This is a genomic window from Pseudomonas sp. AC532 (assembly GCF_979258965.1).
Map to the genome: position 1 here is coordinate 605,610 of NZ_OZ409888.1, position 12,739 is coordinate 618,348.

A 12,739-nucleotide genomic window follows, 5' to 3' on the forward strand; every position below is an offset into this window, starting at 1 on the left:
GATCATCCAGAGGGCGAGCGACATGGCATTCAGAGATATCGAATACGTAGCGGATGGGCCGGTGAGGATCATTCGTTTCAACCGACCCGACAAGCGTAACTGCATAGGCCCGACCACCCACCTGGAACTTGTCGAGGCCTGGACCCGCTTCCGAGACGACCCGCAGGCGCTGGTCGCGGTGATAACCGGCGCGGGGGACAAGGCGTTCTGTTCCGGCGGCGATCTGCAGGCAGGGTTCGATCTTGCGCCGTCGAGCGCCAGCGAGATCGATGCGCATAATCGGGGTGAGCGGCCCGGGGTGCTCGGCCCCAGCCGGTGGAGCGATATCTATAAGCCGGTCATCGCGGCGGTGAACGGAGCCGCCTATGCAGGCGGCCTCGAATGGGCCTGCTTCGCCGATATGCGGATCGCCGAAGAACATGCCTCCTTCGGCGTCACCTGCAGGCGCTGGAACATCGGCCTGGCGGATGGCGGCAGCCAGCGCTTGCCGCGCATCATCGGCATGGGCCGGGCCATGGAGCTGATCCTGACCGGTGACGTGATTGGCGCTGAGCGCGCACTGGAAATCGGCCTGGTCAACGAGGTAGTACCTTCTGGGAAATCTCTGGAGCGTGCCCTGCTGCTGGCCCACCGGCTGTGCGCCCTGCCCCAGCCGGCCATGCGCAGCGACAAGGAAGCCGCGGTGCGCGGGTTCGGCTTGCCCCTTGCCGAGGGTTTGCGCATTGAAGCGCAGTGTTTCAATCGCTCCATCCACGACCCGCAGACCCGCGAGGGCTTGCGCCGTTTTCTCGAGCGCGACCACCCCGACAGGAATCCCCAACAGCAGACGGCCACCAAGGGGCTGGTCCGAGACTGAACCGCTGCGCACGCCCGCCAGGTTCACGAATACTCCGCGCCATCACCGGGGATCAACGCCTGGTCGCGCACGCCTGGCGCAGTTGCCAGTGCCAGCGGCCGGAGGTCTCGCGTGTTAGCGGCACGGCTTTGCCCAGTAGCTGCGTTTATTGAACACGATTCGTGAATTCACAAAAGCTCGAACGGCCGTTGATCGCCGTCCGGTGGTCCCTATGCTTCGCCTGAAGAAATGCACCGCGCGGTGGGTAAGCATCCGCGCCATGACAACCTGGCGAGGTCAGCCATGCACTGCCCGAGAACGCTCTATCAGAAACACATCGACAGCCATACCGTGTGCACCCTGGACGACCACGGTCACGTGCTGCTCTACATTGACCGTCAGGTAGCCAACGAGTACACCAGCCCGCAAGCCTTCAGCGGTTTGCGGGAGGCCGAGCGCCGCGTATGGCGGCCGGCCTCGACGCTCGCCGTGGTCGACCACGTCAACCCGACGGCGCCCGAACGCGTGGCCACCATGGCCGACGCCGGCGGTGCGCTACAAGTGTCCTACTTCGAGCGCAACTGCCGCGACTTCGGTATCGAGCTCTTCGATGTACTGGACAGCCGCCAGGGCATCGAACATGTAGTCGCTCCCGAACAAGGCTTCATCCTGCCAGGCATGGTGGTCGCGGCCGGTGACAGCCATACCACCACCTACGGCGCACTAGGCGCCTTTGGCTTCGGCATCGGCACCTCCGAGATCGAGCACCTGCTGGCGACGCAGACACTTGTCTACAAGCGCCTGAAAACCATGCGCGTGACCATCCGTGGAGAAATGGGCTCAGGCGTCACCGCGAAAGACCTGATCATGGCCCTGATAAGGAACATCGGCGCCGCCGGCGCGACCGGATACGCCATCGAGTTCGCCGGCGATGGAGTTGATGCGCTGAGCGTCGAGGCGCGCATGACCATCTGCAACATGGCGGTCGAGGCCGGCGCACGCGGCGCATTCATGGCGCCTGACGACAAGGTGTTTGCCTACCTCAGGGACAAGCCACGAGCACCCAAAGGTGCCCTGTGGGAGCAGGCCGTCGCCAGTTGGAAAGCGCTGCACAGCGACGCCGATGCTCGGTTCGACGCCGAGGTGATCCTGGACGCCGACCAGGTAGAGCCGATGGTCACCTGGGGTACCAGCCCCGACCAGGCGGCTGCGATCGGCGGCTCGGTTCCGGACCCGAACCTGGAGAGCGACCTCATTCGCCGCCAGGATCTACAGCGGGCGCTACGTTACATGGGGCTGGAACCCGGCGCCCGGCTTGCAGAAATAGCCATCAGCCATGCATTCATCGGCTCGTGCACCAACGCGCGTATCGAGGACCTGCGTGATGCCGCCCGGGTCGTGCGTGGCCGCCGGGTGGCCGCGCATGTGCGGGCGATGATCGTTCCCGGGTCGACGCTGGTGCGTCGCCTGGCCGAGTCCGAGGGACTTGCCGAAACGTTCATGAAAGCCGGCTTCGAGTGGCGGCAGTCAGGTTGTTCGATGTGCCTGGCGATGAATGACGATGTGCTATTACCCGGCGACCGCTGTGCATCAAGCACCAACCGCAACTTCGAAGGCCGCCAGGGCGCGGGTGCGCGAACCCACCTCATGAGCCCGGCCATGGTTGCAGCCGCGGCCGTCACTGGCCACCTCACCGACGTTCGCTCGCTCATCCAGGAGGACTGACATGCCGCCATTTCTTACTGTGCACGGGATCGCCGCACCGTTGCTCGCGGCCAACGTGGACACGGACGTGATCATGCCCAAGCAGTTTCTCAAGGGTATCGATCGAAACGGCCTGGACCGAGGCGTTTTCTTCGACCTACGCGTGCTGGCAGACGGTTCTGCCAATCCCGGGTTCATCCTCAACCAGGGGCCCTGGAGCGGTGCCAGCTTCCTGGTGGTGGGCCCCAACTTCGGCTGCGGCTCAAGCCGCGAACACGCCGTGTGGGGCTTGCAGCAACTCGGTATACGGGCGCTGATCGGCAGCAGTTTCGCCGGTATTTTCTACGATAACTGCCAGCGTAATGGGGTACTTCTCATCCAGTTGGAGGGGCCTGACCTGCAACGCATCGCCAGCCTCGTCGCGCTGCCGCAGCATGCCCACATCACCATCGACCTGGCAGCGCAGCAGATTCAGCTTTGCAAGGGACAATGCATCGGTTTCGCCATCGACCCCTTGCGCAAGGAAGCACTGCTCAAAGGACTCGATGCGATCGGCAGCACCTTGGAACGTGCCACGCAGATCAGCCAGTTCGAGGCCCGGCATCATCAGGCCCACCCCTGGTTGGCCTGACGCCGGCTGTTACCGCGGTAGGCGCCCATCGACGCACCGGCGTTCATGCTCGCCTGGTATGGTTTTCGCCGCAGCGCTTTCCAAGGCGGCTTTCGAGAAACTCGACGCAGACGCGAAGCTTGGCGGAGTCGGCCAGCCTGGTCGGGTACACCGCCCATACATCGGCGCTTTGCGTGTAATCGTGCAGCACCCGGCGCAACCTGCCCTGCGCCAGCAACGGCAGAACGTCCCACAGCGAGCGCAGCAGGATGCCTTTTCCGGCGAGTGCCCATTGCAGGACGATTTCGCCGTTGTTCGATGACAGCCTGCTGCTCACTCGCACGCTCACCTCATCGTCGCGATGCCTGAGCGGCCATACGCCGGACAGGTTGTTTCGCTCCCTGATGACCAGGCAGTCGTGATGCGCGAGATCATCGAGGGTCACGGGTGTACCGCGCCGGTCGAGGTATTGCGGTGCGGCGCAGAGTACCCGGTGATTGCGCATCAGCCGGCGGCAAATGTGCTGCTCGGGCAGATCGTTACCGACGCGTATTTCCAGGTCGAAGCCATCGGCGAGCAGGTCACCCACACGGTCCTGTACATCCAGACGAAGCTCCAGGTGAGGATGAATCAAGGACAGTTCGGCAAGCACGGGAGCAACATGGTTGCGACCGAAACCCAGGCTGCTGCAGATGTGCAGGACGCCACGCGGCACCTGACGCAGGTCGGCCAGTTCGCTGACGAAATCGTCCAGCTCGCCAAGAATGCGCATAGCGCGGTGCTGCACGTGCACGCCCGCCTCGGTCAGTGCGATGCGCCGAGTGGTACGGTGTAGCAGCCGCGTTCGCAGGGTTTGCTCAAGAACGCGGATCCGCTTGCTAACGAATGCTGGCGAGACACCCAGCTCCACGGCTGCCGCGGCAAAACCGGCCTTTCGAATCACCATGAGGAAAACCCGCAAATCATCCGGAAGCGGGCACGCAGGCGCTCCGCCGTACCTGAAAGCGCGCAGCGATACGTCGGCTTCAGAGTGGCCATCGGCAGCGCCTTTCGACGGCTGCGTACAGCCCGGATTATCGCGCACGGCGTCTCTCGTCATCGTCATCGGCTGCTCGGCACGGCAGGCAATCAGCGAAACGACGCGCGCAGCGCCTGTCCTTCGATGCGGATCAGCACATGAACCACATTCGCCAGTTCATTGAAGCGAAGCACACCATGGATGAGGCCGGGCCACACAGCCAGTTCGACATCAACCCCAACGCGTTCCAACGCGCCGTGCAGCACCCGGTTCTCGTCCAGGAGCGGGTCGAGGTCGCCCACCACCAATCGAGTTTTTGGGGGGCCACGCAAATCGGCGTGCAAGGGCTGAACCCGCCAGTCGTCCTCGCCATTGGCGAGATAGCTGTCCCAGTACAGACGCATCGACTGCGCACTGAGACCGTGCCCGGCGGCATTGCTCAAGCGCTGCCAAGAGTCGGCGCTGGTGTCCGTGGAATACACGCCATAGAAAAGCAACAGGTGCGCCAGGCAATCCACGCCTTCCTCGCGCAGGGAGACGGCGGCGTCCAGGGCCAGGTTGGCACCTGCAGAGTCGCCGCCCAGGGCAAACCGGTTGACGCTGAAATCAGCTATCGCGCCCTCTTGGATAACCTGCCGCGCCACCCCTACCACCTCATCGAAGGCCGTGGGAAACGGGTGTTCCGGCGCAAGCGAGTAGCCAATCGACAGGACTGCCACACCGCTTTCACGAACCAATTGCCGGAGCAGCGCATCCCAGCCCGGCAGGGTGCCGTGCCGAAACCCGCCACCGTGACAGTACAACAGCAGGCCGGTGGAACGAGCACCATCAGGCTGGTAGAGCTTGCACTGCACCTCGCGACCATCTCCCCGCACGCTAACCAGCCGCTCTTGCGCCAGTGGCACGCTGTACGTGGCGATGAACGAAGTGACTCGTTCGAGGTAGTGCCTCACGCTTTCCGGCTCGCCGCCCTTGGGCGGTGCCAACCCGGCGCCGCGCAGCAGCGAGGCAATCTCGATGACGTCCGGATGAAGATCGGCATGCGCGGATTGCGCTCCATCCATGGCAACGGTGTCGTCGGCGATGCTGTTCATGAAAGAGGCGTCCACGTAATTGATGATTGGCGCACCTGGTGCAGGCACGCCGGCTGCTGCCTCGCCCCAAGGGACGGCGGCCCATGCTGGCAGGCGCCCTGCCGCATGGGGCCACAGGCCCACTCGGCCTCATCTCGCCATGGCGCTGAACAGTGCGTCAAAATCCGCCTGGCACTCGAGCTGGGAAACGAATGCCAGTACGTCTTCCTGCGCCTGCTCACCCAGGTGAGGTGCTGCCATCTTGCGAAACTTCTTCTCGAAAGCAGCGTAGCCCATGGGAGTTTCAACCGAGCCCGGCCCGCTGATGACCTCACTCACCAACTCCTCACCCGTGGCCAGCGTCAGCGTGACCCGGTTGGCAAGATGCTGCGGAAACAGCCGCGTCAGGGCGGGATCTTCGCTAACCGTGGTCTTGTCCATCAGCGTCCTGACCCGCGGGTCGGTGATTTTCGCCGGCGAATACGAATCGACGCTGATATCTGCGTCGATGAGGGCCCGGGCAACGTTGTAAGGCAGGCTGTGGTCCGCTGTCTCGCGGGTCTGCGGCCGCCACTTGGGCGCATCCGCGAGAACCCGCTTGTTGAATTCGGAGGTTTCGATACGAATCGCCTGAATGGCGTCCAGGTCTTCGATCTGCTTGCTGAGGTTGATGCCGGCCCACACCGCAGTGTGCAGCTCGCCGTTGGTGGGAAAAGTCTTGGTCAGCGAACGCCGTATGGCGAAATCCGCGTTTATCACCGAGCCGAATCGCTCGATATCGAGGGTGCAGGGGCCGGTGACCTGTTTGAAGAAGCCCATGTCGCCCTCGAATACCGGCGCAGGCCCCGTCATGCCGTGGCGTGCCATCTGCGCTGAAAAGATCGCGTTGCGTGCAGCATTCGCCGCAGAACAGCCCTTCCAGTCAGACAGTGTGCCCGAGCGCACCTGACGCATGGCCAGGTGGCCGCTCAGCGAGATATTGATCGCCTGCTCTATTTGCGACTCGCTGAGCTTCATCAACTTGGCCGCCGCCACCGCCACCGAAATGTTGAGGTAGTTGACGTGATCCCAGCCTTTCCTGTTCAGGCTCGCGGCGTCCTGAAAGCGCATTTGAACTTCATATGCCAGCAAGATGGCTGACACCAGCTCGCTGCCGTTTGCCCTCTCCGCCTGCGCTACCGCCAGGCAGGCAGGAATGTTGTCACTGGGATGGCCAGGCTCCAGGCCCATGTAGCCATCGTTGTAGTCCAGGAACCGGACCATGACCCCGTTGGCGAATGCCGCGTGTTCCGGGCTGGTCTTCAGCGTTGTTCCGAACAGGCCAGCCTGACCGCCCCCAGCACTGGCCGCATACGCCAGGCAAGCCTGCACGGGCGCAGCGTCATAGGCGCCAATGATGCAGGCCAGGCTGTCCAGGAACCGATTGCGTACGATGGCTGCCAGGTCGTCGGGGTAGCCGTGAACGGGGAATTCGTAAGCGTATCTTGCGATACTTTTTGCCAGTGTCATCTTTCACACCTTGGTAAGTCGGTCTGAATCCTGCCCTTGGCTCGCCATCAGCGGGCTGCAAAAGACCGGGCGGCTCGCGCATGTGCACAGAGTGAACTGGGCTGGCGAGCCGCCACGTGCAAACAGCGGTTGGCGGATCCAGGGCAATGAAGAGTTTTGCCCGGTCGCGGGGCGCTAACCTACGCGGACATTCAACAACCGGACGTACTGCTGACCGGCGTGCATGTCACGCTCGACCATGCCGCCCTGAGGCGTCGGTCGTGGGTAGGAGATCTTCACCATATCCAGCTGCGGCACGGGAATGCGTTTTATGAACGCGGGGTCTGCGCCGTACAGTTGCGCAAACGCCAGCACCGACAATGCCTCGCTGTCCTGGTAGCGGGTGAAGTTTTCATGGCCATCGAAGTAGATATCAAAGGTGATCCAGAACGGACCCGCCTGCTTCGACCGTATATAACGGCATACTTCACGCAACGTAGGCATCAGCGTTCTCCTTGGTCATGCTCTCGGCCAGATCCAGCCATTTGATTTCCACCAGTTCCCACGGGTCATCGAGCGTCACCACGTGGTTCAACTTGAACTCGTATATTTGCCCGCGGGGGATATCCGCCGGTGTAAAGGCGAACCCGTAGGACGGCAACTCCTTGCCCATGATGGCCGGGTAATGGAAGAAGTACGGGTTGCAGGCGTGTGCGATGGTATTGGCCAGCTCCTGGGTGGCCGCAGTCGAGACAAACAGGATGCCCAGTTCCGGCGGCGTCGCGGTACCGGCAGGCGGCCTGAGCCCGGTAACCGCATTCCAGCCATACAGGCGCAGCGAAATGTGGAATTCCCCCAACTCGTCGGCAGGGATGCACTGGCGAGTACGCTCGTACAACGCCGTGAGCAGGCGATCATGAAAGCCGTCGATGTCGCCAAGCACGTCAGGGTCCTGTACCCCGACCAACATGATGGTCTGGTAAAGGCCTGCCGCCGCCCCTTCGAGTTTCATGGTGTAGGGCCTGGGCTCCCAGCGTGAGCCGGTTACCCTGACCACCCGTTCGTTGAGCGGTTGGTACTGCGCTTCGCTGACATCGAGTACGCCGCCCGGCTCGGTCAGGCGATACGGGTCACTGTTTTCATAGAGCATGTGGCCCGATACGCTTTTTGGGGTGCACCGATTGCTGAGGTCCAGTGGTTCGACTTCGAAACCATCGTTGTCGATGGTGAGCAACACCCCGGCCCCGGCCGTCGGGTTTGCCGCACAATGCACGCCACACTCGGCGATCTTGCCGGCATGCCAGGACGCGCCCCAGGGCGCCCCCTTCCAGATGGGAAACGCAGCAATCACAGCCGTATCGGTCGCCCGACCAGCCAGAACGATGTCTGCCCCCGCTTCGAGCGCAGCCACAAAAGGCTCTACCCCGATGGCGGCGACGATATGTTCACAGGCATCGACAGTCGCCTGATCCAGCGGCTGCGAAGGCGGCAGCGGCACGATGCGCCCATCGGCGTTCAACCGGTTGACGGTGGCCCGGTCCTGCTCGCAGTGTATGAGCGCGATTCTAGGTGTGATCTTCAGTTCCGCGGCAACTTCGATCACGATGTCCCGCGTCCACGCGAGGTTGAGATCGCCCCCAGCCTGTCCGCAGGTGCCGATGATGATGGGCACACCACTGGAAGCGTGGGCAGCCATCAGAATCCTCAGATCACGTTTGACCGCACCGCGGTTGTTCTTCGACTTGCCAAGCGCCAGATAGGCCGCTCCACTGTCGGTGGAGCCGGCATCCGTGGCGATGGCTTGTGCGCCCAGCTGCAAGCCGTAAGCAATTTCTTCCTCCCGAACGCCTGCGCCCAGGGAGCCGCAAGGCACGATGACCTTGACGGGCGTTTTCAACGTTTGGCTCATGACTTTTCCTCGTTGTTATCGATTAACGTGCTAGACATTCGTGCCGCGCCGCGCCGAACGGCTCGCGCTCAACCAGGACCCGCCAGCGCCGTTGGCGCGGCGACCACACACCCACTCGGCGGCGCTTCACCCGCGAGCACCGCGACGACGCAGTCGGCCGCCACGCGATTGGTGCGCTGTAATCCTTCATGGGTGGAAGCGCCTGAATGCGGTGTCGCGACGACATTGGTCAGCCGCACCAACGCCTGGGTCACGGTCGCCAGTTCGGGACGCAGTTCACTTTCGAAGACATCCAGCCCGGCGCCAGCGATTTGCCCGACCTGCAAGGCGGCCAGCAGAGCCTGGTCATCGACCAACCCGCCGCGCGAGGTATTGATGAGGTAGGCACTGCGCTTCATCGATGCCAGTTGAGTCGCGCCAATGAGGTGGGCGGTTTCGGCCTTGAGCGGGGCGTGCAGGGAGACGAAATCGCTTTGCTGCAACAGCGTGTCGATATCGACGAATTCGATTTGTGCTGCCGTTTCGTCTACGTCTCGAGGGGGCCTCGGGGTGCTCGCCAGAACCGTCACATCGAATGCCCGCAGACGCTTCGCCACGCTGCGCCCAATGCGCCCCAGCCCGACCAGGCCAACGGTCTTGGCGTACAGGTCATGGCCAAGCAGAATCGAGCCCGGCCCGTCGATGAGTTGCCGTTGAGATTCACCAAGGCGATGAGCGACGCTCAGCATCAGCGCCAGGGTGTGGTCTGCCACGCTCTGCTCGTTGCCACCAGCAGCGATGGTGACCACCTTGCCTGTGCTGGCGGCGGCATCGATATCCACCTTCTCGTAGCCAACCCCTCTGCGGGCGATGATGCGCAACCGGGGCAGCGACTCGAGCAGGCCGGCCGTTACCTTGGAATGCCCGAGGATCCAGGCATCGGCGTTCGCGAGCAACGCAGTCAACTCGGCTTGCGTTGCGTCCGCATCAGTCTTGCCAGCCGGCCATGAGTGCACCACCACGGCAACCCCTCGGGCTTCCAGGTACTCAACCGTCGCACAATCGAAATGCTTTACCGTTACCACCAACTTTCTCTGACTCACCATGACTCACCGTTCCTGGCCCATGAGCCGACGCAGCCGAATGGATGATTAAAATGCGTAGTCGACATACACCCTGAGTTCCTTGCCGTTAACGACATTGTTGGGCTGCGCCGAAACCAGGGCGACAAAGTCCTGATCAATCCAGTAGTGGGTATAAATCACGCCGACGGACAGGCCGCGGTAATCCGGTTCCTGGTCGAACTGGTAATTCAATCGGTATTCGGTCTGGCTTTCCTGAACATCGGTTTCCCTGTTGGAAAACGGATCGGTGGCATCAAAGCGGCCACGCTTGTACAACGCCATGACATCGAAGCCATCCAGTGACATCCCGGCAATCGAGTGCCCCGCCAACTCGTACTTCGCAGCCACTTGCCAGGTGTGTTCACCGTCATTGTTGAAATCATTGCCGGAGCGAGTCCAGGCATCCATCAGGCCGTCGACATTATCGCCGTGGTCAAAAAACGCGTAGCCCAATTGTCCATTGCTAAGTTCAGCATTCGTTTTGGAATAAGAGAGCCCGATGCTGAACTGGCGAACTTCCAGACCCAGATTGATATTCAGCCACCGTGCCGTGTCGTCATAGCCGGCCGCGCCTTCCTGCCAATCGCGGTCCCAGATATCCCCTGCACGACGGAAATCGTAATACTGAGTTTCCAGAATGGCGCCGATGTCGTCACCCAGCGGAGCGCGCAGGGTCAGCCCATAGTGAGTGTTTTCATTGAAGTCCTTTGCAATGCCTCGGGCGAACTGCAGCGCGAAGAGTTTTGCGTCATAGGCGATGGCGAAGGTGCGGATATCGCTCACTTCGACACCGCTCATGCTGATAATCTTTTCGAAGTCCTCCCGATCACGAGGCGAGACCCTGTTCAGGTAAGCCGCCTCGATATTCAGAACTCCCGGTAACGGCCCTACATCCAGGCCTTCGACCTGGAGTTGGCCTCTGGTACCTTGCAAACTTCCCGGCACGGCACGGGTGTCGAGGGTGACAACAGTGCCGGCATCAAAGCGCCCACGCCCTGCCTGAAACGCCGCGGCCCAATTGTCACCGCGCTGGCGAAGCTTCAGGTTGAGTTGCCCGAGTTTGGCAAATCCCTCGCTGTCGCCCGACGTATCATCAAAAAGATCGCGGTCCTCGGGGCGCGCATCGATTCGCGTCACCCCGTAGAAGGACGCATCCACACCCACGGTGTCTTTCCAGTAGCCCGAGTTGTAATCAGCCACCATGCCCAGCGCAGTGCCACCCAGTCGATCGCCAAATGGAAAGCCGCCAAAGCGTTCGATCAGGTCATTTTCAATTCGCGTATCGATGTGCACGGCACGAAGATAGACATTGAACTGCCCTTCGTTATTGGTTCGGTTGTAGTCATGGATATCGGCCGCTTGAACAAGCTGGCCACTTAGCCCTGCCATCAATGCCGCGCCACTGACTATTTTTCTTGTTTTCATTTTCCTGTCCTTTTATTTATTTTTCGCAGCAGGAACCCATCGCCTCTGGCAGAGCCGAGGCCTTTCGTTATTCAACAGGGTGAGGTGAGGAAGTTAGATGGCGCCGCTTATCGAAGCACCCAGGATCAGAACCAGTGACGCACCAATGGCAGGTAACAACGCAAAGCGTTGTAATTCTCCAATCTCTTTCTTGAGCAGCCCGCTGATCACATAGATGGCCGCAATCAGTGGACTCAATGCATGGACTGGTTGACCAAGCATCGAGGCCCTCGCGATCTGAATCGGCTCGACGCCATACTCTGCGCCGGCCGCCGCCAGAATGGGCACGATGCCGAAGAAGTAGGCGTCGTTTGACATGAAGAACGTGAAAGGCAGCGAAGAAAACGCCGTGATGAGAGGCATGTAACTGCCCGCTGCAGTCGGGATGATCGACACGAAGGCTTTCGACATCGCATCGACCATGCCGGACCCCGTGAGGATTCCGGTAAACACCCCGGCAGCGAAGATAAGCGTTGCCACCGTCACGGCATTTTCCGCATGGGCAGCGACACGCTTTTTCTGCTCGGCCAGCCGCGGGTAATTTATCAGCAGTGCCAAGGCGAAGGTCACGACTATCACTACCGGCAGTGGCGCCAGACCGGTTCCCATCGCAGCTGCCATGGCAAGCATCAAACCGAAATTGACCCACACCAGCCTGGGCCGCTGGTGGCCACCGGCGAGTTCCGGCAGGCTGACGTCGACCTCCGCCAGCAACATGTTCTTTCCCGGCACCCAGCCCAGTCGCCTGCGCTCACGCATGCCGAGCCACCAGGCGATGCAGGCCGCGTACACCAGACCGAGTACCGACGCGGGAATCAGCCCAACGAATACATCCATGACATCCAGGTGCAGCGCGCTGGCCACCCGTGCAGTGGGGCCTCCCCATGGGATTATGTTGATCATGGTATTGGTCAACAGAATAAGCAGGGCAATGATCAGCGGATTCATACCAATACGCAGATACACCGGCAGGAAGGCCGTGACGACAATAAGCACGGTGGTCGTTCCGTCGCCATCAAGCGATGTAATGGTGCCCAGCAGCGCGGTAGCCAAACTGATTCGCAACGGGTCATGCCCTGCGAAACGGGTAATAACCCTGACCAACGGATCGAAAAGCCCCGCATCGTACATAATGGAAAACAGCAGAATTGCAAACACCAACATGATGGCAATTGGCGCAACTTGTCGCATACCATTCATGATCATGTCGCCCATCGCACTCCCGGTTCCAGCAAGCACGCCAAATAGGACCGGAACAAGAATAAGTGCAACTACCGCAGATAATCGTTTCGTCATGATCAACGCCATGAAGGTGATGACCATCCCAAATCCAACCCAAGCCATATCATTATCCTTCTTATTGTCGTCATGGGTGATCGACTGCCAATGCGATCACAGGGTCACAGTACACATGGACGAAATGGCCGTAAATCTTGATTTATTTCATCAACATTTACAGCAATTCTTCATCAATGTTTTAATCCGAGCGTAGTGCAGCACCCTCGAAACTCCCCACACTTCAATGGCACCATGGT

The 12,739-nt window shown here is 61.1% G+C and carries 11 protein-coding genes; 3 read left to right on the top strand and 8 right to left on the bottom strand.

Annotated elements, in window-relative coordinates:
• Positions 1-22 precede the first annotated feature (22 nt).
• The 3 genes from ACZ0AV_RS02910 (at position 23) to leuD (ending at position 3,170) form a co-directional block, all read left to right on the top strand.
• Positions 23-856, top strand: coding sequence for an enoyl-CoA hydratase/isomerase family protein (locus tag ACZ0AV_RS02910; RefSeq protein WP_499149646.1), 834 nt, complete (start codon positions 23-25; stop codon positions 854-856).
• A 282-nt stretch (positions 857-1,138) separates the two neighbouring features.
• Positions 1,139-2,560 (top strand): 3-isopropylmalate dehydratase large subunit, encoded by a 1,422-nt coding sequence (gene leuC, locus ACZ0AV_RS02915; RefSeq protein ID WP_499149647.1) that lies wholly within the window; start codon positions 1,139-1,141, stop codon positions 2,558-2,560.
• A gap of 1 nt (position 2,561) precedes the next feature.
• Positions 2,562-3,170 (top strand): 3-isopropylmalate dehydratase small subunit, encoded by a 609-nt coding sequence (leuD, locus tag ACZ0AV_RS02920; protein WP_499149648.1) that lies wholly within the window; start codon positions 2,562-2,564, stop codon positions 3,168-3,170.
• Between the two features lie 43 nt (positions 3,171-3,213).
• On the opposite strand, the gene ACZ0AV_RS02925 is transcribed toward leuD, so the two are convergent.
• The 8 genes from ACZ0AV_RS02925 to ACZ0AV_RS02960 all read right to left on the bottom strand — a co-directional run bounded on the left by ACZ0AV_RS02925 (position 3,214) and on the right by ACZ0AV_RS02960 (position 12,548).
• Complete coding sequence (locus tag ACZ0AV_RS02925) at positions 3,214-4,095, bottom strand: LysR substrate-binding domain-containing protein (protein WP_499149649.1); 882 nt, start codon at positions 4,093-4,095, stop codon at positions 3,214-3,216.
• 182 nt (positions 4,096-4,277) lie between these two features.
• The gene (locus tag ACZ0AV_RS02930; protein WP_499149650.1) at positions 4,278-5,261 is read right to left on the bottom strand and encodes an alpha/beta hydrolase; all 984 of its coding nucleotides are present in this window, start codon (positions 5,259-5,261) and stop codon (positions 4,278-4,280) included.
• A 129-nt stretch (positions 5,262-5,390) separates the two neighbouring features.
• Positions 5,391-6,749, bottom strand: coding sequence for an MmgE/PrpD family protein (locus ACZ0AV_RS02935; RefSeq protein WP_499149651.1), 1,359 nt, complete (start codon positions 6,747-6,749; stop codon positions 5,391-5,393).
• 174 nt (positions 6,750-6,923) lie between these two features.
• The gene (locus ACZ0AV_RS02940; protein WP_499149652.1) at positions 6,924-7,232 is read right to left on the bottom strand and encodes a DUF4387 domain-containing protein; all 309 of its coding nucleotides are present in this window, start codon (positions 7,230-7,232) and stop codon (positions 6,924-6,926) included.
• Positions 7,216-8,637, bottom strand: coding sequence for an acyclic terpene utilization AtuA family protein (locus ACZ0AV_RS02945; protein ID WP_499149653.1), 1,422 nt, complete (start codon positions 8,635-8,637; stop codon positions 7,216-7,218). The genes ACZ0AV_RS02940 and ACZ0AV_RS02945 overlap by 17 nt, the downstream gene beginning before the upstream one ends.
• A 68-nt stretch (positions 8,638-8,705) precedes the next feature.
• Entirely contained in the window at positions 8,706-9,722 is a 1,017-nt protein-coding gene (locus tag ACZ0AV_RS02950; protein WP_499149654.1) for a phosphoglycerate dehydrogenase, read from the bottom strand.
• 45 nt (positions 9,723-9,767) lie between these two features.
• Entirely contained in the window at positions 9,768-11,165 is a 1,398-nt protein-coding gene (locus tag ACZ0AV_RS02955) for an OprD family outer membrane porin (RefSeq protein WP_499149655.1), read from the bottom strand.
• 93 nt (positions 11,166-11,258) lie between these two features.
• Positions 11,259-12,548 carry a CitMHS family transporter gene (locus ACZ0AV_RS02960; protein WP_499149656.1) on the bottom strand — a complete coding sequence of 430 codons (1,290 nt, stop codon included), beginning with the start codon at positions 12,546-12,548 and terminating at the stop codon, positions 11,259-11,261.
• Between the last annotated feature and the right edge of the window lie 191 nt (positions 12,549-12,739).

What these genes read in the sequence shown, in the direction of transcription:
- ACZ0AV_RS02935 (WP_499149651.1), bottom strand. Translation starts at nt 6,749, where the DNA reads ATGACACTGGCAAAAAGTATCGCAAGATACGCTTACGAATTCCCCGTT.
- ACZ0AV_RS02930 (WP_499149650.1), bottom strand. Translation starts at nt 5,261, where the DNA reads ATGAACAGCATCGCCGACGACACCGTTGCCATGGATGGAGCGCAATCC.
- ACZ0AV_RS02925 (WP_499149649.1), bottom strand. Translation starts at nt 4,095, where the DNA reads ATGGTGATTCGAAAGGCCGGTTTTGCCGCGGCAGCCGTGGAGCTGGGT.
- ACZ0AV_RS02910 (WP_499149646.1), top strand. Translation starts at nt 23, where the DNA reads ATGGCATTCAGAGATATCGAATACGTAGCGGATGGGCCGGTGAGGATC.
- ACZ0AV_RS02950 (WP_499149654.1), bottom strand. Translation starts at nt 9,722, where the DNA reads ATGGTGAGTCAGAGAAAGTTGGTGGTAACGGTAAAGCATTTCGATTGT.
- leuD (WP_499149648.1), top strand. Translation starts at nt 2,562, where the DNA reads ATGCCGCCATTTCTTACTGTGCACGGGATCGCCGCACCGTTGCTCGCG.
- ACZ0AV_RS02955 (WP_499149655.1), bottom strand. Translation starts at nt 11,165, where the DNA reads ATGAAAACAAGAAAAATAGTCAGTGGCGCGGCATTGATGGCAGGGCTA.
- leuC (WP_499149647.1), top strand. Translation starts at nt 1,139, where the DNA reads ATGCACTGCCCGAGAACGCTCTATCAGAAACACATCGACAGCCATACC.
- ACZ0AV_RS02960 (WP_499149656.1), bottom strand. Translation starts at nt 12,548, where the DNA reads ATGGCTTGGGTTGGATTTGGGATGGTCATCACCTTCATGGCGTTGATC.
- ACZ0AV_RS02940 (WP_499149652.1), bottom strand. Translation starts at nt 7,232, where the DNA reads ATGCCTACGTTGCGTGAAGTATGCCGTTATATACGGTCGAAGCAGGCG.
- ACZ0AV_RS02945 (WP_499149653.1), bottom strand. Translation starts at nt 8,637, where the DNA reads ATGAGCCAAACGTTGAAAACGCCCGTCAAGGTCATCGTGCCTTGCGGC.